The 22,683-nt window shown below is 68.8% G+C and carries 23 protein-coding genes and 1 pseudogene; 11 read left to right on the top strand and 13 right to left on the bottom strand.

Features of this window, described 5'->3' with window-relative positions; all coding sequences use genetic code 11:
* Positions 1-354: 354 nt before the first annotated feature.
* Positions 355-1,593, top strand: a complete 1,239-nt coding sequence (locus H0S67_RS19015; RefSeq protein WP_180934312.1) for an IS110 family RNA-guided transposase — start codon at positions 355-357, stop codon at positions 1,591-1,593.
* Between the two features lie 115 nt (positions 1,594-1,708).
* Here the strand turns inward: H0S67_RS19015 and H0S67_RS19010 are convergent, their stop codons facing one another.
* Positions 1,709-2,869: an NHL repeat-containing protein gene (locus H0S67_RS19010; protein WP_180934311.1), complete on the bottom strand. Its 1,161-nt coding sequence runs from the start codon at positions 2,867-2,869 to the stop codon at positions 1,709-1,711.
* The gene (locus tag H0S67_RS19005; RefSeq protein ID WP_180934310.1) at positions 2,866-3,399 is read right to left on the bottom strand and encodes an RNA polymerase sigma factor; all 534 of its coding nucleotides are present in this window, start codon (positions 3,397-3,399) and stop codon (positions 2,866-2,868) included. Before H0S67_RS19005 ends, H0S67_RS19010 begins: the two co-directional genes overlap by 4 nt.
* Positions 3,400-3,958: 559 nt before the next feature.
* Here H0S67_RS19005 and H0S67_RS19000 point away from each other — a divergent pair.
* On the top strand, positions 3,959-4,768 hold the full coding sequence (locus H0S67_RS19000; protein WP_180934309.1) for a Vgb family protein: 810 nt from the start codon (positions 3,959-3,961) through the stop codon (positions 4,766-4,768).
* A gap of 268 nt (positions 4,769-5,036) precedes the next feature.
* On the opposite strand, the gene H0S67_RS18995 is transcribed toward H0S67_RS19000, so the two are convergent.
* Complete coding sequence (locus tag H0S67_RS18995) at positions 5,037-5,840, bottom strand: SDR family NAD(P)-dependent oxidoreductase (protein WP_180934308.1); 804 nt, start codon at positions 5,838-5,840, stop codon at positions 5,037-5,039.
* A gap of 177 nt (positions 5,841-6,017) precedes the next feature.
* Here H0S67_RS18995 and H0S67_RS28430 point away from each other — a divergent pair.
* A pseudogene (locus tag H0S67_RS28430) lies at positions 6,018-7,163 on the top strand (IS30 family transposase).
* 124 nt (positions 7,164-7,287) lie between these two features.
* On the opposite strand, the gene H0S67_RS18985 reads toward H0S67_RS28430, so the two are convergent.
* Positions 7,288-8,352 carry an alkaline phosphatase family protein gene (locus H0S67_RS18985; protein WP_180934307.1) on the bottom strand — a complete coding sequence of 355 codons (1,065 nt, stop codon included), beginning with the start codon at positions 8,350-8,352 and terminating at the stop codon, positions 7,288-7,290.
* Positions 8,353-8,875: 523 nt separating this feature from the next.
* Between H0S67_RS18985 and H0S67_RS18980 the strand changes: the two genes are divergently transcribed.
* Together H0S67_RS18980 and H0S67_RS18975 are read left to right on the top strand one after the other, a co-directional pair.
* Positions 8,876-9,709 carry an HAD family hydrolase gene (locus tag H0S67_RS18980; RefSeq protein WP_219635342.1) on the top strand — a complete coding sequence of 278 codons (834 nt, stop codon included), beginning with the start codon at positions 8,876-8,878 and terminating at the stop codon, positions 9,707-9,709.
* A gap of 37 nt (positions 9,710-9,746) precedes the next feature.
* Complete coding sequence (locus H0S67_RS18975) at positions 9,747-10,391, top strand: hypothetical protein (RefSeq protein ID WP_180934305.1); 645 nt, start codon at positions 9,747-9,749, stop codon at positions 10,389-10,391.
* 161 nt (positions 10,392-10,552) lie between these two features.
* Here the strand turns inward: H0S67_RS18975 and H0S67_RS18970 are convergent, their stop codons facing one another.
* On the bottom strand, positions 10,553-12,058 hold the full coding sequence (locus tag H0S67_RS18970) for an AAA family ATPase (RefSeq protein ID WP_281369049.1): 1,506 nt from the start codon (positions 12,056-12,058) through the stop codon (positions 10,553-10,555).
* Positions 12,059-12,076: 18 nt separating this feature from the next.
* On the opposite strand from H0S67_RS18970, the gene H0S67_RS25905 reads away from it, so the two are divergent.
* The 4 genes from H0S67_RS25905 to H0S67_RS18955 all read left to right on the top strand — a co-directional run bounded on the left by H0S67_RS25905 (position 12,077) and on the right by H0S67_RS18955 (position 15,538).
* Positions 12,077-12,463 carry a hypothetical protein gene (locus H0S67_RS25905; protein ID WP_246354883.1) on the top strand — a complete coding sequence of 129 codons (387 nt, stop codon included), beginning with the start codon at positions 12,077-12,079 and terminating at the stop codon, positions 12,461-12,463.
* 1,206 nt (positions 12,464-13,669) lie between these two features.
* Positions 13,670-14,137 (top strand): hypothetical protein, encoded by a 468-nt coding sequence (locus H0S67_RS18965; protein WP_180934304.1) that lies wholly within the window; start codon positions 13,670-13,672, stop codon positions 14,135-14,137.
* 498 nt (positions 14,138-14,635) lie between these two features.
* Positions 14,636-15,028: a YunG family protein gene (locus H0S67_RS18960; RefSeq protein ID WP_180934303.1), complete on the top strand. Its 393-nt coding sequence runs from the start codon at positions 14,636-14,638 to the stop codon at positions 15,026-15,028.
* 135 nt (positions 15,029-15,163) lie between these two features.
* Positions 15,164-15,538, top strand: coding sequence for a VOC family protein (locus H0S67_RS18955; RefSeq protein ID WP_180934302.1), 375 nt, complete (start codon positions 15,164-15,166; stop codon positions 15,536-15,538).
* Positions 15,539-16,334: 796 nt separating this feature from the next.
* On the opposite strand, the gene H0S67_RS18950 is transcribed toward H0S67_RS18955, so the two are convergent.
* Complete coding sequence (locus tag H0S67_RS18950) at positions 16,335-16,556, bottom strand: hypothetical protein (protein ID WP_180934301.1); 222 nt, start codon at positions 16,554-16,556, stop codon at positions 16,335-16,337.
* A gap of 297 nt (positions 16,557-16,853) precedes the next feature.
* Entirely contained in the window at positions 16,854-17,720 is an 867-nt protein-coding gene (locus tag H0S67_RS18945) for a GNAT family N-acetyltransferase (protein ID WP_180934300.1), read from the bottom strand.
* 137 nt (positions 17,721-17,857) lie between these two features.
* On the opposite strand from H0S67_RS18945, the gene H0S67_RS18940 reads away from it, so the two are divergent.
* Both H0S67_RS18940 and H0S67_RS18935 read left to right on the top strand, forming a co-directional pair.
* Complete coding sequence (locus tag H0S67_RS18940; RefSeq protein ID WP_180934299.1) at positions 17,858-18,076, top strand: hypothetical protein; 219 nt, start codon at positions 17,858-17,860, stop codon at positions 18,074-18,076.
* 133 nt (positions 18,077-18,209) lie between these two features.
* Positions 18,210-18,452, top strand: coding sequence for a hypothetical protein (locus H0S67_RS18935; protein WP_180934298.1), 243 nt, complete (start codon positions 18,210-18,212; stop codon positions 18,450-18,452).
* 36 nt (positions 18,453-18,488) lie between these two features.
* On the opposite strand, the gene H0S67_RS18930 is transcribed toward H0S67_RS18935, so the two are convergent.
* From H0S67_RS18930 to H0S67_RS18905, 6 genes are all read right to left on the bottom strand, one after another.
* The gene (locus tag H0S67_RS18930) at positions 18,489-19,436 is read right to left on the bottom strand and encodes a phosphatase PAP2 family protein (protein WP_180934297.1); all 948 of its coding nucleotides are present in this window, start codon (positions 19,434-19,436) and stop codon (positions 18,489-18,491) included.
* Between the two features lie 93 nt (positions 19,437-19,529).
* Positions 19,530-19,733, bottom strand: coding sequence for a ferredoxin (locus tag H0S67_RS18925; protein WP_180934296.1), 204 nt, complete (start codon positions 19,731-19,733; stop codon positions 19,530-19,532).
* Positions 19,730-20,890, bottom strand: a complete 1,161-nt coding sequence (locus H0S67_RS18920; RefSeq protein WP_180934295.1) for an NADH-ubiquinone oxidoreductase-F iron-sulfur binding region domain-containing protein — start codon at positions 20,888-20,890, stop codon at positions 19,730-19,732. Before H0S67_RS18920 ends, H0S67_RS18925 begins: the two co-directional genes overlap by 4 nt.
* Positions 20,890-21,450 carry a ferric reductase-like transmembrane domain-containing protein gene (locus H0S67_RS18915; protein WP_180934294.1) on the bottom strand — a complete coding sequence of 187 codons (561 nt, stop codon included), beginning with the start codon at positions 21,448-21,450 and terminating at the stop codon, positions 20,890-20,892. Before H0S67_RS18915 ends, H0S67_RS18920 begins: the two co-directional genes overlap by 1 nt.
* Positions 21,447-22,358, bottom strand: a complete 912-nt coding sequence (locus H0S67_RS18910) for an FAD:protein FMN transferase (protein WP_180934293.1) — start codon at positions 22,356-22,358, stop codon at positions 21,447-21,449. Before H0S67_RS18910 ends, H0S67_RS18915 begins: the two co-directional genes overlap by 4 nt.
* Position 22,359: 1 nt before the next feature.
* A complete protein-coding gene (locus H0S67_RS18905; RefSeq protein WP_180934292.1) occupies positions 22,360-22,629 on the bottom strand; it encodes a hypothetical protein in 270 nt (89 codons plus the stop codon).
* Positions 22,630-22,683 lie beyond the last annotated feature (54 nt).

Below are 22,683 nucleotides of genomic sequence, written 5' to 3'. Positions count from 1 at the left end.
ACGGTGGCCACGCTTCTCGATGCCGGCGGCTTGAGCGCCACGACCCGCATAGTCCACCGGGCTCGACATCCCGCAATGGTGCACGGGGCGGCGGCCCGAACGTCCTCATCTAATGGCTTGTGCCGGCCTGCTGCGGCAGTTCCGGTTCCGGTAGCGGCCAGCGGGGCAGCACTCTTCTCATCTGACCCGTGGAGGTCTCGCGGCAGACCGTGCGCCCGTTGGTCGTGAGGAGGCGTAAACCGCTGCTGGGATGTCGTGCCCCATCGGTGATGGTGAGCACTTGGACCATTAGATCGCTGGCTGTCCTCCTCCGCGCTGCTGACCAATGAGATGGCGAGTAGGGAGGCCGAGGCGATGCTCTTCATCGGAGATGATTGGGCCGAGGATCACCACGACGTCGAGCTGGTCGACGACGAGGGCCAGGTCATGGCACGCAGACGGTTGCCCGAAGGCATCGAAGGCATCGCCGGACTGCACGCGTTGGTCGCCGACCACCTGCCCGAGGACTGGGCCGAGCTGGAACCCGAGCAGGTGCAGGGCCTGGTCAAGGTCGGCATTGAGACTGACCGGGGACCCTGGGTCGCGGCTCTGGTCGCTGCGGGGTACGAGGTCTTCGCGATCAACCCGCTGTCGGTGGCCCGCTACCGTCAACGGCACTCCACCTCCGGAGCGAAGTCCGACGCCGCAGACGCCCACCTGCTGGCTGAGATTATCCGGGTCGACCGGGCTCACCACCGTCCGCTGGCCGGTGACTCCGAGGAGGCCGAGGCGATCAAGCTTGTGGCTCGCACGCACCAGAGCTTGATCTGGGAGCGCAGCCGCCATGTGCTCCGGCTGCGCTCGGCGTTGCGGGAGTTCTTTCCCGCCGCGCTCGAGGCCTTTGCTGACCTCGATGCACCCGACGCGCTCGAGCTGCTGGCGTTGGCGCCCGAGCCCGACCGCGCCCGTCAGCTGACACGGCGCCGGATCACCGCGGCGCTGCGAAGGGCGAACCGGCGCAACGTCGACGCCAGGGTCAACGAGATCCAGCAGATCTTGGGTGCCGAGCAGTTGCACCGGTCAACTCCGGTGCAGTCGGCCTACGCGGCGATCGTGGCCGGCCAGGCCGCCATCGTGGCGACCCTGAACGCCCAGATCGACCAGATGGCGGCGGTGGTGGACGCGCATTTTGGCCAACACCCGGACGCTGAGATCTACACGAGCCAACCCGGCCTCGGCGTGGTCCTCGCAGCCCGGGTGCTCGGCGAGTTCGGCGATGACCCCCACCGCTACACCGACGCCAAGGCCCGCAAGAACTACGCCGGCACCGCCCCGATCACCAAAGCATCAGGGAAGAAGAAGATCGTGTTGGCCCGCTACGCGCGCAACCGCCGACTCGGCGATGCGCTGCAGCAATGGGCGTTCTGCTCACTCCGCGGCTCATCCGGAGCTCGGGTCTACTACCAACAGCTCCGCGCCCGCGGCACCGGCCACCAAGCCGCGCTACGCCAGCTCGCGAACCGGCTCGTCGGCATTCTCCACGGTTGCCTGAAGACCCACACCACCTATGACGAACACACCGCCTGGAGTCACCACCTCACCAGCGCCGCTTGACATCGAAAAACCTAGGATGTCTGCCGCATAGCGTGCGCGTGGGTGCGCCCGGATCTGCCGCTGACGGCGCGCTTGGAGATGCCCGTGGGCCTTGCTGGACCAGCCACATGTCAGATCACGGCTGCGGCGCAAGTTCGCGGACCCTGTCATTGACGCGGATCCACACTGCTCGGCCGCTGGCAGCAAGGGCGATGGGGACGTTCGACTCGTGATTCAGCCCGGTCAATGGAATCCGTTCACTGATCCTCAGCGTCTCCGGGTCGATGCGCAACAGGTCGTCGGGATTCAGCGTGGCGGCCCAGAGTGATTCCGTGCCGACGGCAAACCCTGCGAGCATGCCGCCCACGTCCTGGGTGAGCGGCAGTTCGTCCCGAATCCGGTCGGGCCCGGGCGGACCGGTGTTGATCTGGAAGATGCTGTTGCCGCGGAGGGCGTGGGCGTACAGGACGTGGCGGCGAGTGTCGATGCCGTCGAAGCGGACCCCGCGGATGGGTAGTTGGAGGCGGGAGGTCTCCTCGCCAGTTGCACCGTCGAGCCGCGTGATCAAGCCGTTGTCATTGCCCACCCAGACGCTGTGGCCGTCGCTGATCAGGCTCTGCGGGGCTCGACCGTTGCGGTTGTCACCCAGGTGGATGGTCTGACGTACCTGGCGGGTCTCGGGATCCATCCGGAGCAGGTCGCCCGAGGTGTAGTTCGCCACCCACAGGTTGCCCGCTGCCCAGGCCGTTCCATGCGGCAGCTGCCTGGGGTGGGAGGTGCTGGTCCGCGTGACCTCGTGGCTGGCCAGGTCAACGCGGGTCAGCGTGTTGAGACCACCTGCCGCGGTGGACAGCCAGATCGCTCCGGCGCCGACGTTGGGCCAGCCACCGACCGCGCCCGGGATCCGGTCGAGCACTACGCCGGACCTGGGGTCGATCTGGTAGAGGTCCCCGGAAGGGGTGCCGTCTTCAGTGAGCTCCTGGTTCCTGTTGTCGATGACCCAGAGGGAGCTGTCGCCGTAGAACGCGTCGCCCGAGCCGGGGATCTCGAGGGTCCGGATGACTCGCCACCCGTCGATCGGGCCTCCCGGTTCCGGACCTGACCGGGCAAACGGGTGGGTGACGATCGCGACGGAGGTCACGACAGCCATCACGGCGAGCACGGTGGCCCCGACCGTGAAGCGGGCCCGTCGTTGCCGGCGGAGCGTGTCGCCGGTGCGGCGAATGTCCTCAGGGGTCGGCAGCAGCCGGGTGTCGACGTCGTCGGTGAGTTGGGTCATCAGGTCTGCGAGGTTCACGACATGCTCCCTTCGCCGGCCCGGGTGGGTGCGCCGCCGGCCAGGTAATCGGCGCCGAGGGCCGCGGCCAGAGCGGCCCGGGCCCGCGCGAGGCGGCTCTTCACGGTCCCCTCGGCGGCGCCGGTTTCGGCGGCCACCTGAGCGATCGACAGCCCGCACATCTCGTACAGGACCAGGGCACGTCGATGCTCGGGTGAGAGAAGGCGCAGAGCCGCACGCAGGTCGATGACCTCGTCACTGGCCGGGCTTCGGTCGACCGCAGCCTCCGGCGCGATGAATCGGCGGAGCCGGTCCGAGGCCACGAGGGACCGCCTGTGTTGGCTGATGGCCAAGCGCCAGGCGACGGTGCGAACCCACCCCATCGGGTCCGCCAGGGTCGACACCCGACCCCACCGTTGCCACGCGCGAGAGTACGCCTCCTGCAACACGTCAGCGGCTTGCTCGGCATTGCCGGTCATCACCGTGAGCTGGCGCAGCAGGGCAGCCCGCGTGCCCAGGTAGAACTCGTCGAACGTCCGTTGGTCGACCACGTTCGCCTCCCGCCCCTCTGATGGGAGTCACGCCTGGAGTGGGTGTTCGGTTCCCTCGCCGCCATACCTTCTCGAAGTGTCCTCCCCAGGCGGCCCGGACGGCTATGGCGCAGATCGGGCAACTCGCCGTGCATTGAGGCATCCAAGGCAGTGCCGAGCTGCGCGCTGCTCGGAGTCTGTGTCGGCCGGAAGTGGTCGGTGAGCGGGGGGCCTGCCTTATGCCAGTGGCCAGATCGCCGCGTTCGCGCGGGCAGCGTGGCGCCGCCACTGCAATCCACGAACGGGAAGGCATGTGGAGGGAACGGCGAGCACCACGCTCGCGTGTTTCTGTCATGAGGCACATTCGCGCACTCCTCGCCATTGCCCCGGTGATCTTGGGACTCGCCAGCTGCGGTTCCAACGGCCCGACCGCGGGACCAGCCTCGATCAGCAAGACCACGGTCCCCACGGCCGTAGCCTCGACCGGCGACTCGCTCCGTGTCGTTGCGACGCTGAACCTGCCGCCCGGAAACGCGCTGGTGGCCAGGACTGGCTGTGGGTGCTCGGGGGGCCAAGCGGAGTGCTCTCCCAGATCGACCCTGCGACCAACACCGTCGTCCGGAAACTGCGCCCGCCGCACCCGCCGGGTTTCGGGACGTACGCCGACGGGTCGCTGTGGATTGCCAGCTTCCTCGAGGACGCGATGATGCAGCTGGACGCGGATACGGGTCGGGTCCTGCGCACCATCGAGTCGTCGCACGGCAGGCCGTTCTCCCGGCCTGTCGGGATCGCCGCCACCGGTGAGGACCTGTGGGTTCTGAATCACGGTGATGAGTCGGTGCGGGCAAGCTTGACGCGCCTGGATGCCCGCACCGGTGAGGTCACCGGCACCACGGAGCTGCCCGGCCACAACGCCGGCGGCCCGTTCCTCGTTGCAGACCAGCTGTGGATCACGCTGACCATGGAAGGCACCGTCGTGCGCGTGGATCTCCGCACCGGCCGGGTCGACGGGCCACCCATCGTCGTCGACACCGGCACCTGCCTTGCTACCTCCGTCGCCGACGGCGACCTCTGGTACACCGGGCTGGACGACGGCGAGGGGGGCAGCTGCCGAACCGTCGCCCGCCGGCTCGACGCCGACTCCGGGGAGCTCTCCCCGATCAGCTACGGACCGGACAAGAGCCTTTTCAACTTCGCCAGCGCTGGCGGATCGGTGTGGGCCAGCGACATCGGCCACACCATCTACCACGTCGACGTCGACTCGGGTGCGCTCCGCCCCAGCCTCACCCTGCACGGCCCCAACGCCACCAACCGCCTCGTCACGGCATTCGGATCCTTATGGGTGCTGGGGGGAGAGTCCGGTCAGCTCGTGCGCATCGACGTGTCCTGACCCGACCCATGCAGCCGCTGCCGCATGCGGTCGCGCCGCTGCTCGAATACCTGAAAATGAGCCGGGCCGCATATCTCGGGGTCGGTCGAATGGATCTGTGGGCCGACTCGGCGACAAAGCATCACTGGGGGTCCCGCAAGGGAGAAGGCCCAAGAAGTAGCCCTTCGTGATTCGCCCGGACATGCCGCAATCCGGTCGGCGGCATAGCGTCTGATCGGTGCCGCGATGAGTACGGCACGCGTGACCGGTCGGGCGGTCGGGTCGCGGGCTATCCGGCGGTGACCCAGCCACCTTCGACGTGGATGACTTGGCCATTGATGTAGCCGGCACCGTCCGAGGCCAGGAAGAGCACGGTCTCCGCGATCTCACGGGGATCCCCGAAGCGCTTCATCGGGTTCATCCCCTTTGCCTCGGCGATGTGCTCGGGGGCGATACCCCACTCCTGCTCCCAGTTCCCGGAGATCGGACCGGGGGCCAGGGCATTGACGCGGATCTCCGGCGCGAGGTCACGCGCGAGGGATGTCGTGAGGCCGCGGATGGCGCCCTTCGCCGCGCAGTAAGTGACCGGCACCCAGTTGATCGGGTTGTCGGGGTTGACGCCGTTCCCGTAGGTGCTCGAGAAGTTGATGATCGCCCCGCGGCCGTGGCGCCGCATGATCGGGATCGCAGCGTGACACATGCGCATCGCGCCGACCACGTCCACCGTGAGCAGAACGGTGGCCGCATCCGCGCTCATGTGCTCGAAGCGGACAGTGTCCGCCTCGTCGAGACGCCCAGCCGCATTGACCAGGACATCGATCCGGCCGTAAGTAGCGTCTGCCTCGTCGATGAAACGAACCACCGACGCCTGATCAGTGACGTCGAGCTGATGCGCAGATGCGGTGCCGCCGGCGTCGACGATCGCTGCCACCACCGACTCGGCCTCCCCCCGTGAGCTCCGGTAGCCAACCACGACGGAGGCACCCTCGCGACCGAAGCCCAGTGCCACCGCTCCGCCCAGCGTCCCGCCGGCACCGGTCACCATCGCCACCCGCCCCGAGAACCGATGTCCGTCGTTCCACGTACCGTCCACGGTGCCCTCCGCTTCCCCCGAAAAATCATGTCACGGCGACGGGGCACCCGCAACGGCCGTACGCCGCGACGACGGCACGCCCGAAAGGCCATCCGCTCATGCCGCGATCCGCCCGCTCTGTCATGCCGGCGGTCTCAATTGGTCAGCGCAACACTTCCTTGATTCGAGGAGGTTGCGATGGGACGTGGCTATCACCGGGTGACGCCGGCTGTTGAGGATGAGATCTGGGCTCGTCTGCGGGCGGGCTATGCGGCCAAGCCGACGGCTCGTGCGTTGGGGCTGTCGACCAGCGGAGTCCATGGCTACCTGGTGCGGTGTGGCGGGATCCGTCCGGCTGCTCGACGGCGTTCGACGGGCCGGTTGAGTCTGCTCGAACGCGAGGAGATCTCCAGGGGTCTGGCAGCGGGATGGTCGTTGCGCACGATCGCGGCCGGCTTGGGCAGGGCGCCGTCGACGGTGAGTCGTGAGGTCGCGGGCACGGCGGGCGGAGTCGGTACCGCGCGGCGAGGGCAGATGAGCAGGCGTGGGCTCGAGCTCGGCGTCCCCAGACCTGCAAGCTGGCCAGCCGGCCGCTACTGCGTGACATCGTGGCGGAGAAGCTGAGGCAGCGGTGGTCACCGCAGCAGATCGCGGGTTGGCTGAAGGCCACCTACCCAGATGAACCGGAGATGCAGGTGTCGCACGAGACGATCTACCGCACCTTGTTCATCCAGTCCCGCGGTGCGTTGCGCAAAGAGCTGACCGCCTATCTGCGGACCAAGCGAGTACTTCGGCGGTCGGCAGGGATCCGGCTTCCTGATGGTCGTGGTGGCCGGCCCGGGATCCTCAACATCTCCGAGCGACCGGCTGAGGCCGAGGATCGCGCTGTGCCGGGTCATTGGGAGGGCGACTTGGTCTTCGGCAAGGGCATGACCCCAGTCGCGACTCTGGTCGAACGCTCGACTCGGTTCGTGATGCTCGTCGCGCTGCCCAACGGCCACAAGGCAGATCTGGTCGCCGATGCACTGGCTGCGAAGATCACGAACCTGCCAGCAGCGCTGACCAGGACTTTGACCTGGGACCAAGGCCACGAGATGCCGAGCACGCCAAGTTCACTCAAGCCACCGGAGTCGAGGTCTACTTCTGTGATCCCAAGTCACCGTGGCAACGCGGGTCGAACGAGAACACCAACGGCCTGCTTCGCCAGTACCTGCCCCGCACCCTCGACTTCCGGACCCTGACCCAAGCGACTTCGACGCCATCGCCGACGAGCTGAACGGACGACCTCGACAAACCCTCGGCTTCAAGACACCATCCCAAGCACTAGCCGAGGTGTTGCGTTGACCGCCTGAGCCCGCACCGATGAGCGGTCGATCCGTGCGGTGCCTTGCCTTGCCGGACAGCGGATCGTCACCGGTGATCGGGCAGCGTCCGTGGAGCGACTTGTCCGACCATTGAGGTGGTTGGGTTAGCGCCAGATTTTCGCGACCGGGTGGGCGGTCCTTGCATGGGCCAGGTGGGGCAGCCCGAAGGCGTCCTCGACGGTGCGCAGGAGACTGGCCTGGTTCCAGCGGCCGCGGTAGTCGCCCGGCTTGACGTGCGCACCGATCCAAACGCTGCCGATGCGCCTGTCCTTCGGGGTCGCGTCGCCCTGCTCGTCCCAGGTCACGTTGATCACCGATCGGCGGTCCCACGCAGGTGAGGCCATGATCTTGGGGATCTCGCGTCGCAGGAACCCGTCGAACTGACCCACCGTGCTGTGCGTCCCGCACAGGTCGTGCCCGTTCTCGCAGTCGTTGGGCACGACATAGTTGAAGCGTGGAATCCGGCCAGTCGCGAGGGCTCGGTCGAACCGCACTGTGTTGTTGGGGGCCGTGGTGCCCATGGGGAGGTCGTGATGGAGGCACGCCCCCTTCGGGGCGCTTCCGAAGTCCTCGACGTACCGGTTGCCCTCGATATCGTCGTAGTAGATGGCGGGGTTGTGGTGCGCCCCGTACACGTCGCCGGCCCAGTTGGTCCCGTCGTCGTAGAACGCACAAGGATGCGGCATGGACTCCTGCCAGTCCGCCCAGGAGATGTGTCGGGCCTGGAGCTGGTGGAAGACGTTGTCGACCTTCTGGTGGCAGATCGACCGGTCCGTATTGGGATTGACGGGGTTGCTGTCGTTGCGCTCACACGCAATCGACTGACCGCTCGTCATCTTGATGTAGTTGCCCGTCGAGCTGCTGTTGCGCACCGCACGAAGGCCATGCAATCGCGCCGAGCGCCCGCGGAGGATGCCGGCGAGGTACGGCGCGGACCGGCGGGTGACCTGCCGCAATGAGGTGTTCTCCCCGACGATGACGAAGACGTGCGAGGCGCGAGGTACGCCGCCGCGGCCGGACGTGGCTCGTTGCTCATGGCTCCCGGAGCTGGCGTGGGCGCCTGCTCCGGCCGGTGACGCCGAGCCGGGCCCGGCGCCCAGCGCGAGCGCCAGGAGCAGCAGCCCGATCCCGGTCAGACTCCTGAGGCGGGGCTTGTTCGCGGTGTTCATCCGGCACTCACTCTCCCTTCGCCGCAGGAACGAACTTGGACATCCGCCAGAGGCCAGGCCGCGCTGCCTGACCCCAGCGTAGGCCGGACCGCGCCTTACGAGCGGTGGAGGGCGATCGGAGTATGGCGACGGTCCGCCGCGCGAAGCGGGCCCATACGGACCGGGAGAGCAGCTCGGGTCCGTCTGCGGAGCGCACTCACATGGCTCATAGCGTGCGCGTGGGCGCGTAGCGTGCGCGTGGGCGCGCGCGAATCTGCCGCTGAGTGCGCGGTCGTGTCGATGAGCGGTCGACCGGGTCCCGGTCGGCGGGCCGGGTCCGTCGCGCTGGACGATCTGGGGACCAAAGTAACTACGCTGCCCGTTGCATCTACTGCTGGGATGTGGATCAGGGGCGCACGCCCCCGGTCAAGCGCGTGTTTGGCGCTCCTCGAGGGTTTGTGCCGTGGCTGTGCCGGTCTGAGGGGGTTCTGTGAGCAGCGCTGACCTTGCGAGTTGGGTCGAGGGGGCTGCGAAGGCGGCCGTGGTGGACTTCGTGCATCGTGCGACGACGCCTGGTCCTGACTTCGTGTCGGTCGCGGACCGGATGGCGTGCTTCGACAACGACGGCACGTTGTGGGTCGAGCAGCCGCTGCCACCGCAGTTCGACTTCGTGTTCCGGACCTGGGCCGAGGAGGTCAAGGCGGATCCGACGCTGGCGGAACGCCAGCCGTACAAGGCGCTGATCGAGAAGGACCCGGCCTTCGTCCAAGGGGTCGCGACCCAGGACCCGCCCGTGGTCGAGTCGCTGCTGCAGGCGTTCAGCAGGTCATGGGCAGGTACGACGCCGGCTGATTTCGACGCCCAGGTCCGGGAGTGGCTGACCACCGTCAAGCAGCCGAAGCTCGATGCCCTGTACAAGGACCTCGTCTACCGGCCGATGCTCGAGTTGTTCGACCTACTCCGCGCTCGCGACTTCCGCATCTTCGTGTGTTCCGGCGGCGGGCGGGACTTCATGCGGGTCTTTGCCGAGGAGACGTGGGCGGTGCCCAAGGAGAACGTGATCGGGTCCGCCGCCGAGTACACCTACGCCGATGGTCGGATCGTTCGCGGCCCTGGCCTGTTGGGGAACCTCAACTTGGGACCGGGGAAGCCCGAGCACATCTTCGCTCAGACCGGTCGGTTGCCAATCTTCGCGGGCGGAAACGCCGACGTCGACATCGAGATGCTCACCTGCGCGAAGTTCGCCCTGCTGATCAACCACGACGACGACGAGCGCGAGTTCGCCTACACCACCTCTGCCGAGGCATCCCAGGCCCAAGCCGCCGAACAGGGCTGGACCGTGGTGAGCATGAAGAACGACTGGATCACCATCTTCTGACCGCCCCGCCGCGCCTTCCCCAGGGAAACAAAGACCCATGACCGACCTGACAGCGATCGATGTCCTGATCAACCCCGACGACAACGCGCTGGACCGCGCCCGGACGCTCAACCAACGCATGCGTCGCAGCGTGCCGAGCGGGTTCGCCCTCGACGCCACCCATGCCCCGCACATCACCACCCTGCAGCGGTTCGTGCGCAGCGCCGACCTGGACCGGGTGTTCGACGCCGTGGAGAAGACGATCGCCGAGACCGACATGGCGGCGTTGTCGCTGCGTGCCATCGCCATCCGCCACGCCGACTGGGGGGTCCCAGGACAGGGCCTCGCGGTGTTCCAGATCAAGCCCAACCCAGCCGTGTTGGGCTACCAGGCTCGACTGCTGGCCGCGATCTCGCCCTACGTCGCGTCAGGGGGAAACGCCGCGGCGTTCGTGACCGACGCCGCAGATCCGTACATCAACCCGACCACCATCGCCTGGGTCGAGGGCTTCGTGCCCGCCCAACTGGGCGGGGGCTACATCCCGCACATCACCGTCGGCTTCGCCACCCTGGACGACCTGAGCGAGATCGAGGCCGCCCCGTTCGACGCCTTCGACGTGCACCCCATAAGCGTGGCCGTCTACCACCTCGGCAACAACGGCACGGCACGCCAACAACTCAAGGCGTGGACGCTTACGCCGTAGCGACCGCTCATGCCGCCGATAGGGGGCGCGGTCCTGAATGACCAGCCCTATCGCCCTTCGACGTGTCGAGACGTCCGATCCCGCTCAGACGCTGTCCCAGTCGCTTCGTGCTTGCTCGCGTGTCGGTGCCACGCGGTCCGGTGGTTCAGGGACCCGGACACTCAGCGACGATCACTCAGGTCCTCATGTCGGGTGGCTGCGGCCTCGAGCACGGTGGTGATCTCGGCGCCGATCAGCTCATGGCGGCTCACCAGCGCATCCCGCAGGGCCGCGACCAGGTGCATGTTCACAGTCAGTAGGTCATGGACATGCTGCTTCTGCTCGTGCAGCAGACGTTCCACGGCCGCGCGACCTTGGGGGTCACCGAGGACCCGCCCGACGATGTTGGTATCCGACAGTGCCGCGCCCTGGACGGCCTGGAAGGAGACCAGGCTGTCTTCCATGCCGCACACTCCGACCATCTGTGCCGCCACCGTGGTGGCTGTGATCAGGTCGCCGCCGGGACCGGTCGAGACGTCGGATACGAACAGTTCTTCGGCGACCATGCCACCCAGTGCGATCCGGATCAGGTTGAGCATCTCGGTCCGTGATCGGGTGAAGACCTCGTCCCGGTCGCCGTGTGCCAGCAGCCCCAGCGCGTCACGGCGCTTGATGATGGTCAGGACCTCCAGGCGTCGCTCGGGTGCGAGCAGCCAGGCCGTGGTGGCGTGCCCGGCCTCGTGGGTGGCGATCAGGGTTCGCTCGTGGTCGGTGTACTGCACCGGCTGGCCGAGACCGATCTCCTCGGTCAGCCGGGCGCGTTCGATGTCTCGGATGGTCATCGCGCGGGCCCCGCGCCGCAGCGCATTGACCAGGGCCTCGTCGAACAGGTGCTCGATCATGACGGGCGTGTAGCCCTGGGTCAGGGCGGCCAAGTGTTCCCGGACGTCGTTGTCGTCCAGATCGGGTACGTGTGCCTTGCGGGCCATGAAGTGGTCGACGAGCTCGCGACGGGCCACCCGCCCGGGTGGGTCGAATGTCAGCCGGCGGTCGAAGCGACCCGGACGGAGCAGTGCCGGGTCGAGGTTGTCGGCTCGGTTCGTCGCCGCGATGATCAGTACGTTCGTCGGCGCGGGCAGGGGTCGGGGCAGCTGTCGGTGGGCCGGCAGCAGCGCGTTGAGCTGCTCGACCAGCCAGGCGTGGATTCGCTGGGGACCGCTCGGCTCGTCGAACGACTGCATCTGGACGAGGAGTTCGTTGACCACGCCGCCGGTGCCCTCACTGATGGTCGAACGGTTGGTCGCTGCGGTCCGGTTGACGGTGAACGCTGTGGCCGGCGCGTTCCAGCCGCATGAGGTGTATCCGAGGAGGGACGACTCAAACGGCAGCACAGGATCGGCGTGACTCGGAGCGGGCACGGCGGCCAGGCCTCCGCGGGTCATCGCGATGGCGTCGATCTCCTCGATGAAGCCGATGGCACCGCCGTCGCGTCGGGCAGCCTTGCGCAGCGCGCGGAAGTAGGAGCGGATCTTGCGCGCTGTAGCGCCGTAGTACATCGACTGGAACGAGGTCGCGGACACGAACAGGAACGGGACGCCGGCCTCGCGGGCCATCGCCTTGGCCATGTGTGTCTTCCCGGTTCCCGGCAGCCCTTCGAAGAGCAGTCCTCGCCGCGGCGTTCCTCCCATCTCCTCGGTGAAGGCGCGATGGGCGAGGAACAGGTTGAGGGAGCGGACGACGTCCTCCTTGACGGCGTCGACCCCCTTGACGTCGTCGAGGGTGACCTCGATCTGTTCCGGCCTGAACATGATGTGGGGCGAGCGGCCTGCCCCGATCGTCGCGCCGAGCAGCACGCCCACCATGGTGAGCAGCAGCAACGAGGCCATGACCATGAACGGGTCGAACGTCGGGAGCCGCCACGAGCGAATGTCCATCGGATCGCCGCGGAGCAGGCGCCACCACAGCCACGCCATCAGCAGGGTCAGAGCGAGCGCGAGTCGGCGGAGGGCGAGTTGCCTGCGCCGCTCGCGGGCAGCGCCGACGTCGGCGTCGGAGGCGACCAGGCGGCCTATCCCCGCATCCGTCAGCAGTGATCGTCCATGCTCGAGCCTCTTCGTCACCCGTCCACCTCCGCCAGCCACGCCTTTGGCCCGCCGGTTCCACCGTCGGCGACGTCGTCGACATCGTCGAGGAGGGAAGGAGCCTCGGCCGGCAACCGCGCGTTCAGTCCCCAACTCAGGTGACGCTCGGACCCCAGAGCGGTTGCTTTCACGCGTGGACCTCGCCGTTCTACGACCGGTAGTCGGAACGACCTCGCATGCCGATGAGCGTGCCTCTCATCCGGGCCATTCTCCCCGTCGAAGCGCGGTACCTGGCCTACGATCACGCCGTGCAGGTAGCAGGGGACTTGGCACCCCAGAGGGGTGAACCACGCGCTGAGGTCGCGGATGGGCGGCCGCGCTGGCTGGTCTACCTGATCGCGTGCGTGGTGCTGCTTGTGTGTGCAGCTGGTGGGCTTTGGCTCTGGGAAGAGCTTCGCCATCCAACCGCTTTCCCTGACTCTGGATACGCAGCTGGTGCAACGGTCGCAGCGGGGACAACGGTCACGTTTCCGCTGACCCCAGATCCGTGGCACAGCGACCACGGGACCCTTCATGTCCACGCGATCACCCCAGCGTCCGTCGAAGACATCCCGCCCGGGGCGACCGTGTCGGTGTGGCGGTGCTCGCACACTGACGTAGGGGCACCCGGTGGTCCGACCATCGGCGAAGGCCCCATCAAGAGCGTTTGCGCAGGGGCGGAGCGCGTCTCGGGCCACTTCGACTATGACGCGAGCCACGGCAGCAGAGAGGCCCTCCTGCTCGCCGTGACGTCACCGACCCCCGGTGTCGCTCGTTTCAACGGTGTTGTCATCGACTACCGCGAGGGACTTCAGTCGGGCCGACAGGACATCAGCGTTGACGGCGAGGTCCACTTCCGGCACAACTAGCGGCAACGCTGTGTGCGATACGCACCCTCTGCAGCTGTCCGCCCGGCGGCGACTGCGCTGCCTGGGCCTGGCGCGACCGCCTCGCCGTGGCACATACGAACTATTGCTTACTGGGGCGCGTGGAGAGCAGAGTGGATGATCAAATTCGCGGAGTGGGCGGTCCCGGGGCCCGGGAGGACTCGACATGAAGCGGTTAGTTGCAGTGCTGTCGGCAGTGGTCTCGGTGGTGGCCCTCTCGGGTGTGGGATTGGGGACGCCCGCCGGGGCTGCGAATGAGTCGCCGGTGTGTGCCCCCCAGGCCAAGGACCAGGTGGCCGACGTGACCGAACACGTGCGGAACCTGGCGGACCTCGGCACCGACGGACACGTTTGGGCGCTCACCGAGGACGACATCAGAATCCGGATCTGGAGCGTCGGCACCAACCACTTCTGCGTCCGGCGCGACTTCCACGGCACGTTCCGGTCCTTCGCGGGGGTCAGCCCGAACCTGACGGGCACGGTCAGTGCTGGGGTCACCGGCACCGAGGACGGCACCGACTGGGCCGTCTTCACCGGCACCTGGGCGCCGCGCGTCCCAACCTCGGGATTTGTTGGTGACTTCGACTTCGGCTGCACGCAGGACGGTGCCTGTGAGGCCCATCGCGGAGTCGGCTATCTTTTCTTCGCCGACGGCTTCCAGGCCCTTCACGTACGTCAGTACGACCTCGTCTACGACGGCGGTGCCCACGGCGTTTGGCATGAGTCCAGTAATGCCAGCACCGGTGACATCACGGGCTGAGCCCACCGTGCACCAGCGTCCGCTCATACCGCCGAGCGCGGTCCCGCCGACAAGCCGTATTGCATCATTCCGAGATCAGCCTTCACTCATCCAAGCGGGCATGCGGCGCCGGCTCGGCAATAACCATTCCTTGACCGCCCAGCCCCCGGCGCTAGCGCGTGCATGCGGAGGCACACTCGTTGTATGGGACATGCGGTAGAGATCGGTGTGAGCGCACTTGTCTCGTTGGCGGCTGTGGTGCCACTTCTCTTCGTTTGGAGGGACGACCATAGACCGAACCCCCATCCCGCCCGCCAAGTAGACGTGAGGGTCGCGTCGGGTCATCCACTAGGCCGCTCCCAGCCACACAGGAACGCCTAGGAGCCAAGGCAATCCGAAGCGCTCTCATGCCGCACAGCGTGCGTGGGCAGGCGCGGATCTGCCGCGGGCCGCGCGGACTGCCGCCGAGCGGGTGGCGGCTTCGTGAGGTGTGTCGGCGACCGGTGCCACGCTCCGGGTATGCCGATCACAGCTGCTGAACTTCGTCCCTACTTCTTATCTGCCTGGGGCCCTGACACCTGTTATCCCGACAGTCGGGAGGAGTGGAATCCCCAGAACCCAGCCCGCGACCAGTGCGGCATGACGGCGCTGGTCGTGCAGGACGTCCTCGGTGGCGACCTCGTCCTTGCCGAGGTCCATGTGGACGGAATCAAGGTCGGTCACCACTACTGGAACCGGCTCCCAGATGGTTCGGATGCGGACCTCACCGCAGACCAGTTCCGGCCGGAAGAGGACGTGGTGGGCGGCACGGTGGTCGTTCGACCGCCGGACGCTCCGCGTCGACACCGCGAGCAGTACGAACTTCTCCGGGGGCGAGTCCTCGAAGCACTTGCCGCCGATGGACTGGCCTGAACCATCGCGCCGCCGTCACCGCTTCGAGGCGCCGCGATCCGGGCGGCGGCATAGCACCCGTGCCGCGTTGAGTGCGCAACGTGTTCGTGCGACACACTGAAGAGTCAGGCTGTCGCCGACGCTGAGGGGTCCACCGTGTTAGCAACCAGCGACGTCATTGCTTTCGCTTCCACCACGGACCTGGCCAGGGCACGTTCCTTCTACGAAGTCACGCTTGGGCTCCCCGTCGTGGAGGAGAACGCGTACGCATGCGTGTTCGATGCCCACGGCACGATGCTGCGCATCACGGCCGTCGCCGAGGTCGCCCACCCCGGCTACACCGTGCTCGGCTGGCGCGTGACTGACATCAGTGGGACTGCCGCCCGGCTGGAATCCCTCGGCGTTGCATTCGCTCGCTACGACGGCATGGAGCAGGACGCCCACGGCGTGTGGACCACCCCGAGCGGGGATCGCATCGCCTGGTTCACCGATCCCGACGGGAACGTTCTGTCCCTCACCGAGTTCCACTGACGGCCCGCCTGCTCGCGCACTCACAGGCCGCTGATGGCGGCGGCATGCCGATGAGCGAACGCTTGATGCGCCCAGGAGGGTGCTGATGTGCCCGGTGATGCCGCTCGGTGGCCGGCTTGGCCGTACGCGGATCTGCCGCATTGCGCGCGCTCGAAGACGCCCTCGCGGCACGATCCTCGCGACCGCCTCACCCGGCATTGGCGAAGTGCCAGCGGTTGGTCTCGGCGAGCACGGTGGGCCCCGGCCCGCCACTGGTCGCGCCCGGTGACTGCTGTCGCATGGTGAGTGTGCCCGTCGCGCCCTGACGCACGCGCACCCGGAACGCCAGCACCCCAGTCTCCGAGGAGCTCGTGGCGCGGCTGCGGGGCGTGATCGTGATCCCCGCCCGGACGTCTCGAGGCTGACCCGTCCGCCCGTGCCCGGCTGTACGCAGACGTAGACCACGGCGGGCTCGTCGTAGGCGTGCACGTCGTTGGACCAGTCGGTGCCCGCGAGGACGAATCCGTCCGCGCGCTGGGTGCCGAGGTCGTTGCAGTCGCCCGCAGCGGTCGGCGCGGGGTGCGGAGTCCGCCCCGTGGATGACGATGGCGAAGGGTCGTGGCCGCAGCCGGCCAACGAGACCACCGCCACCGCGACGGCGGTGCATCCGCGTAGTAGAGACATTCCGGAGACGCTCATCTGGCTCCAGTCGCCGCCCCAAGATTGCCGCCACCCGCTCGGGGTCGCTTCGCTGAAGGCGAGGGTCCTCGACCTCATGCCAAGGTCTGCGCACGGATCTGCCGCTGTCAGGCGAGCGCTACATCTGGTCAATGTCCGGAACTGTTGCGCTCAGCGTGAGGCCGACACCGATGAAGACCACTCCGAAGGCTGCCATCACGAACGCGGCGACGTGATGGACAGCCTGAGCGACATCGGCTACGCCGCCAGTCACCCAGCAAGCGAAGGCTGCAACAAGCAGGAAGCCCCCACTGAGCCCTGCCGATGTACTGAGACGGTGGGCGAGCAGATCGATCGTCATCGTCAGTTGTCTCCTTTGGATGAAGGACAACCGAATCGTCACATGACTCGGACCGTAGCGACCGCTCATGCCGCGATGAGCTCGCTCGTGCCGATGAGGGGTCGATCGAACCTGGCGACTGGAGACTGCCTCCATGGATGAGGTCCAGATCGTGCAAGTGGATGAGCGCGACAACCGGCGGCTGACCCGTGACCCGACTCGAGAGCACCTCCTCGATCCCTGCACGTCGGCGGTGACAAGTCTGGACCGCGTAGCCCGAGTCACAACTGCCCTCCGGGTTGTCGGTGGCCAGGGTGGTCAGCTCGGGCGGCGGAAGTCGGTGACGTCCGGGAGCCTTTGGAAGCCCGCCGAGGTGTAGGTGGCCACGGCGCCCGCGTTGCTGCTCGGTGTGCACACTGTCGCGCTGGACGATCCCATCTCTTGCAGCGCAGCTGCCGCTGCCAGCGAGGTGGCGGTGCCGTACCCGTGGCCGCGGTGATCCCGGTGGACACCCAGTGGTTCGAGCAGGCCCGGTCGTCCTTGCCCGGCCGACCAGACCGTCACCGTGGCGATCGCCTCGCCGTGCCGGTCGTAACCGACAAGGCACCGGGCCCGACGGTATGGCGAGGCTGCGGCCATCGTGCGCCAGCGCTCCGGGGTGAACGTCGAGTTGGGGAACGATGCCCGCTGCACCGCGACCCGCTCCCGGACGTTGTGGGCATCGACGACCTCGACCCTGATGCCGCAGTCCTCCACCTCGTCGGTGAGGTCACGACACAGCGGCGTCCACGGCTCGTCGGCGAGCCAACCGCTCCCCGCAAGTAGTTCGCGGAAGGCCGTGCCGGCCCGGGCCTCGACCACCGCTTTGTCGGCGGGCAGCACCCCCGGCGCACCAGCCGAGAGATCGGCGAGCAGCCGGGACGCGAACGCGTCGTCCCGGTCAACGCTCGGCGCGATGGCCATACGGATCAACCCCGCATCCTCCACGAGACCAACAGCTCGGATCTGCCCGTTCTGACGCCACACCCGAATGGCCTCGGCCAGCCGCTCCGTGCCCAGGCTCCAGTTCCACCCGAGGTCACCCGGATGAAGCTGGACCGGCCCGCCGTCCTGCTGCCAGGTCGCCACTGCCTCTGCGACCTCGTCCAACGAGGCCGGCGTCGCGGGCTGCAGCGTGATCGACATGCCACGATCCAACTCCACCCGCGGGCGACGATGCACCTGGATTTGCGTGGCCACGGGGCCCGGCCCGTGACCGCCGCAAGAGGCTCCCGGGAGGCCAGAGTTCACCGCGTCGCCGTCGAGGGCGCATACTCACAGTGATGACACCCCCACCCGCACGGCGCCGACACCTTGCCAGCAGCCCCTTCAAGGCCGACCCTGAACCGGTCATCGAGCAGTTCGAGTTCGGCGAACTGGTCTCGCACGACTCGTACGGGGTGGGTCGCATCGTCGCGGTCGAACCTGCTGCGGTGACGGTCGACTTCCGCCCGCAGGTGGTGCGCATCGTCAGTCCCTTCGCGAAGCTGTCCAAGCTCTAGGCCTCGTGGCGCGGGCGCATGGAGTCGCCGCCATCGGAACTGAGCGCCGCGACCATCCCCATCCCCTCGCGGCGCGGCGTTGCGGCCCCGAGAATCCCAGTGACCGGCCTAGGCTCGGACAGGTGAACCGACGATGAGCAAGATGGATGACCTGCGCGCCATGCGCGAGGCCCGCTTCGAGCAGATGTCCGCACGCGCTAGCAAGCCGACCGCCCCTCCGAAGCCGAGGTCGCCGGCGCCCAAGCCGGCCGAGGCCGAGCCCGGCACAGACGCCACCGAGGTCCCCGAGGCGTCACTGTGCGGTCACCGCGCCATCAGCGGACGCACCTGCACACGCGAACAGGGTCACGCGGCCAAGAGCCACCGGTATTCCTGAGCTCGGCCGGAACGCCGGCGTCGGGATGTGCGCCGGTCAGGTCCCGCGGGTGTCCTCCCAGACCTTGCAGCCGACCAGCACCAGCGCGGCGAGCAGACAGCCGGCGAGCACGTCCACCACGTAGTGCTCGCCGTAGTAGACCAGCGCCGTCGACATCGCGATCGGGTAGGCGAGCAGCAACCAGCGCCACGGTGACCGCAGCCGCTGGATGGCGTAGATGGCGATGAGACACGTCATGCCGGCGTGGAGCGAGGGCATCGCGGCAACCGGGTTCCCGACGCCCTGGAGCTGGACGTCCAGGTGCCCCAGCCCGAGGTCGGCCCAGCCGCGTCCGGTGATCTGGTGGACCCCGCGAGGCAGGTAGCCCTTGTCGGCCGCCATCCACGGGGGCGCCATCGGGTAGACGATGTAGACGCAGAGCGCGCCGAAGTTGATGGTGATGTAGCGCCGCATCCAGCGGACCCACTCCACCCGGTTGCGCACCCACAGCACCGCGGCGATCGTGAGCCCCGCCAGGAAGTGGGACATGTAGACGGTCGTCAGCACGACGTCGTACCACCGTGGTGGCGTCAGCGGACCGCACGGGTCGCCGCACCAGGCCGACTGCAGCCGTTGGGTCGGGGTCTCGCCCCCGCCCAGCCAGGTGTCGAACGAGACCGGCATCGTGAAGTGCACCCCGACCCCGAGGTTGTCGGTCAGCCCCCGGCTGTAGAAGTACACCAGCAGCCCGACCAGCGGCGGCCACCAGTCGCGCACGAAGTTCAGGTGGAAGCGCGGCTCAGCCTCGACGTGCCAGGCGATCGTGCCCAGCCACAGCCACGCGAAGACCTGGATCGTGCCCTTGGGGATGCCCAGCAGCTCCGACCAGAGCACGAAGAGCGCGGCGTACGCCGTGAGCGCGCCGGTCCGCGCCCAAGGTCGGGTGACCGGCACCGTCCGGTCCACGACCGGAGTGCGCACTGCTTCGGTGGGCCCCGTCCCCATGCGGTGATCCTACGAGCGGGAAGCGCACTTCTCGTCCCCGATACGGGTTCATGTCCGGCGTGTCGGGCGGGGGTCCAGACCCGGGACGCGCGGTCACACCAGGCGCAGGGCCATCAGTGGGCAGCTGCGCACGGCATGGTCGGCGTGCTCCTCCAGGGACACCGGGACCTCGGGGTCTCGCTCGCCGGTCCGGCTCAGGGGGAAGCCCCACTCGTCACTGGCGAGCAGCTCGGGCACCAGCTCGGCGCACGCGCCGTGCCCGTCGCACCGGGTCCAGTCGACGTGCAGCCGGGTCATCGTCGGCCTCCCTCGATCTCGCAGTGCCCGGCGAGGTGTCGGCTCACGTGGTCGGCGAACACCCGCATGGTGCTGGCGACCATCCGCGCGGTGCCGTCGGGGTGGGCGCAGGCGCCGCGACCGGTGACGAGCAGTCGCATCCGGTCGATCTCGGAGGGAAGTCCCGGGTCGGGGACCCGGTCGGCGAGCCGCTCCAGCGCGTCGGCCATCCGGGGCAGGCCGTTGATGCACGGCCCGCACTGGGCAGCGGACTCCTCGGCGAGGTAGCCCGCGATCCCGGCCGCCATCCGGATCGGGCAGGTGTCGTGCCCGAGCACGTGCAGGACACCCGCGCCGACGGCGGCGCCGTACGGCTTGAGGTCGTGGGCGGTCAGCCGGGTGGCCGGGGCCGTGGCCGGGACCCAGGCGCCGTGGAAGCCACCGACGAGCACGGCGACCGGGTGCACCGGCCCGGCCGAGGCCAGCACGTCGCCGAGGAGGCTGCCCCGTGGCGCCTCCACGACGCCGGCGTGCTCCACGGACCCGCTGATGGAGAACAGGGACGTGCCGGGGTCCTCGGGGAGGCCGGCCTCGCGAAACCACGCCACGCCGTGGCGGGCGATGAGCCCCAGCTGGGCCAGGGTCTCCGCGTTGAGCACCAGCGTAGGACGGCCGTAGACCCCCCTCGTGGTCACCCGGACGAGCGGGTCGCCGGGGATCGCCGGACGCCCGTCGAGCTGGTTGACCAGCGCGGACTCCTGACCGGCGACGAAGCCGCCCTCGAGATGGGCCACCTGGACGCCACGGGTGCGGGCCGCCTCGATCGCGGCGGTCGGGTCGATCTCGGGGCCGACCGCGAGCACCGCCTCGTGGGCGCCCAGCGCCCGGGCGACGATCGCGAGCCCGTCCACGACGAGGTACGGCACGCGAGTGAGCAGCACCGCGTCCTTGTAGCTCAACGGCTCGCCCTCCATCGCGTTGCCCACGACCACCGGGGCCCGCCGCCCCTGCGTGACCGCGCGCACCTTGATCGCGGTCGGGAAGCCCGCGCCACCACGGCCGGTCAGCCCGGCGTCGTCGGCCAGGGCCAGCAGCGTGTCGGGGGAGAGGCGCGGGAGCGTGCCCATCGGCTCCGCTGCGAGCAGGCGTCGGGTGTCGCTGAGGGTCATCGTGGTCATCACAGGCTCTTTCGGGGGGTACGGGTGCGGCCGCGTTCGCCGTACGACGGGAGCAGCCGCCAGCCGACGGCGGCGGTGACGGCCGCGAAGCAGGTCGCGGCCACGCCGGTCATCCACACGGATCCGGCGTCGGTGCCGGTACCGAGCGCGTGGAGCCAAGCGACCGGCCAGAGGACATAGGTGAGCCAGTGGACCGCCCGGAAGACCCGGGGCCCCACCCGGTGGCGGAGCAGGCTCACCACGGTGACGACGGCCAGGAGGTCGAGGGCCAGGGTGCCGAGGCCCAGCCAGAACGGCCGGTAGGCGCCGAGGAAGGGGAAGAGCACGTCCACCAGCCGCAGCTGGGCGAAGGGGTCGAAGAGGAGGCTGCCCACGTGCACGGCGATCAGGCCGACGCCGGTGAGGGCGGCGGTGCGGTGGACGTCCGCGACGCCGAACCGGCCCAGGCCGCCCAGCGAGCGGCCGGAGTGGGTGGCGATGCCGAGCACCAGCGTGATCGTGAACATCACCAGGGCGACGATCCCCGTCCCACGTCCGAGGGCCCACAGGGCCTCGTTCATGCCGCTTCGCCCTTCGGTTCCTCGGGCCAGCCGCTGCGCAGGTGGACCGCGCCGTGGCGGTCGACGAGCCGGGCGGGCAGATTCTGCGCGGAGAGCCAGGCCAGGCCCGCCTCGCCCTTCACGATGGTGGCGGTGGCGGCGGCGTTGGCAACGGCGCAGGAGCCGGCCGCCACGCTGACGCTGCGCCAGACCGGCTCGGCCGGCCGGCCGGTGGCGGGGTCGACGATGTGGTGGAGCGTCTCGTCGCCGCGGCGCCAGGTGCGCCGCACCGTGCTGGAGGTCGCCAGGGCGGTGCCGGCCGGCATCGAGACCTGGGCGGCCGGGTCGGTGTCGGTGTCCTGGACCCGGACCTGCCAGCCGCCCTCGGGCGCACGCCCGGCCGTGGCGATGTCCCCGCCCAGGCTCACCAGCACGCCCACGCCGAGGCGCTCGGCGACCAGCGCGGCAGCCCGGTCGGCGGCGACCGCCTTGGCGGTGGCGCCCAGGTCCAGCTCGAGGCCCTCGGGCAGCCGCAGCCGCCGGCCGGTCAGGTGGAGGGTCCGCCAGCCCGGCACCGGCCGGACCAGGGCGACCAGCCCGGTGCCGCTCTCGACCAGCCGGATGTCGCGGTCGTAGCCGAGCGCTGCCAAGGTGGCGCCGATGGTGGGATCCACCGCGCCGTCCGTCTGCTCCGCGGCCGCGAGTGCCTCGCCGAGCAGGTCGGCCAGCATCGGGGAGACCTCCACGGTCCCGTCAGCGCCGGGGCGCAGCGTGCTCACCTCCGAGTCGGGGCGGAACCTGCTCGCGGCGACTTCGACCTCGGCCAGGAGGTCATCGACCAGGACCAGTGCCGGGTCGAGTGCTCCGGGGTCGGTCACGACGAGGCGCGCGCGGGTGCTCCACAGCTCCCAGTCACGTGCGGCGACCATGTCAGGACCCCGTGGACGTGGCGTGGGAAGCGGTGCCCGTCGAGCCCTGCTGCAGGGTGGTCGTACCGCTCGCGCTGTTCTGGTGGGCCTTCGTCGAGACGTGGTTCGAGGTGGTGGTCCCGCTGCCGGACCCGGTGCTCGAGCCAGCGCTGTTCTGGGCGGCGATGCCGCAGGCGGCGGTCACCCCGAGCGAGGCCGTGACGGCGCCGACCAGGAGCGAGCGGCGCACGCCGTTGGTGCGGCGGATGCTGGTGGTGCGGTCGGTGGTCATGGTGACTCCTCGGGTCGGGATCCTCGGGTGGAAACCGGGTACGCCTTCACGGTG

Source organism: Nocardioides ungokensis (genome assembly GCF_013466985.1).
GTDB classification, from domain to species: Bacteria; Actinomycetota; Actinomycetes; order Propionibacteriales; family Nocardioidaceae; genus Nocardioides; species Nocardioides ungokensis.
Note: the sequence above shows the minus strand (reverse complement) of the source record. Positions and strands in the feature narration are given on the sequence as shown.

What these genes read in the sequence shown, in the direction of transcription:
- H0S67_RS19015 (WP_180934312.1), top strand. Translation starts at nt 355, where the DNA reads ATGCTCTTCATCGGAGATGATTGGGCCGAGGATCACCACGACGTCGAG.
- H0S67_RS18985 (WP_180934307.1), bottom strand. Translation starts at nt 8,352, where the DNA reads ATGAACACCGCGAACAAGCCCCGCCTCAGGAGTCTGACCGGGATCGGG.
- H0S67_RS18975 (WP_180934305.1), top strand. Translation starts at nt 9,747, where the DNA reads ATGACCGACCTGACAGCGATCGATGTCCTGATCAACCCCGACGACAAC.
- H0S67_RS18970 (WP_281369049.1), bottom strand. Translation starts at nt 12,058, where the DNA reads ATGGGAGGAACGCCGCGGCGAGGACTGCTCTTCGAAGGGCTGCCGGGA.
- H0S67_RS25905 (WP_246354883.1), top strand. Translation starts at nt 12,077, where the DNA reads ATGGGCGAGGAACAGGTTGAGGGAGCGGACGACGTCCTCCTTGACGGC.
- H0S67_RS18960 (WP_180934303.1), top strand. Translation starts at nt 14,636, where the DNA reads ATGCCGATCACAGCTGCTGAACTTCGTCCCTACTTCTTATCTGCCTGG.
- H0S67_RS18950 (WP_180934301.1), bottom strand. Translation starts at nt 16,556, where the DNA reads ATGACGATCGATCTGCTCGCCCACCGTCTCAGTACATCGGCAGGGCTC.
- H0S67_RS18945 (WP_180934300.1), bottom strand. Translation starts at nt 17,720, where the DNA reads ATGTCGATCACGCTGCAGCCCGCGACGCCGGCCTCGTTGGACGAGGTC.
- H0S67_RS18940 (WP_180934299.1), top strand. Translation starts at nt 17,858, where the DNA reads ATGACACCCCCACCCGCACGGCGCCGACACCTTGCCAGCAGCCCCTTC.
- H0S67_RS18935 (WP_180934298.1), top strand. Translation starts at nt 18,210, where the DNA reads ATGAGCAAGATGGATGACCTGCGCGCCATGCGCGAGGCCCGCTTCGAG.
- H0S67_RS18930 (WP_180934297.1), bottom strand. Translation starts at nt 19,436, where the DNA reads ATGGGGACGGGGCCCACCGAAGCAGTGCGCACTCCGGTCGTGGACCGG.
- H0S67_RS18925 (WP_180934296.1), bottom strand. Translation starts at nt 19,733, where the DNA reads ATGACCCGGCTGCACGTCGACTGGACCCGGTGCGACGGGCACGGCGCG.
- H0S67_RS18920 (WP_180934295.1), bottom strand. Translation starts at nt 20,890, where the DNA reads ATGACCACGATGACCCTCAGCGACACCCGACGCCTGCTCGCAGCGGAG.
- H0S67_RS18915 (WP_180934294.1), bottom strand. Translation starts at nt 21,450, where the DNA reads ATGAACGAGGCCCTGTGGGCCCTCGGACGTGGGACGGGGATCGTCGCC.
- H0S67_RS18910 (WP_180934293.1), bottom strand. Translation starts at nt 22,358, where the DNA reads ATGGTCGCCGCACGTGACTGGGAGCTGTGGAGCACCCGCGCGCGCCTC.
- H0S67_RS18905 (WP_180934292.1), bottom strand. Translation starts at nt 22,629, where the DNA reads ATGACCACCGACCGCACCACCAGCATCCGCCGCACCAACGGCGTGCGC.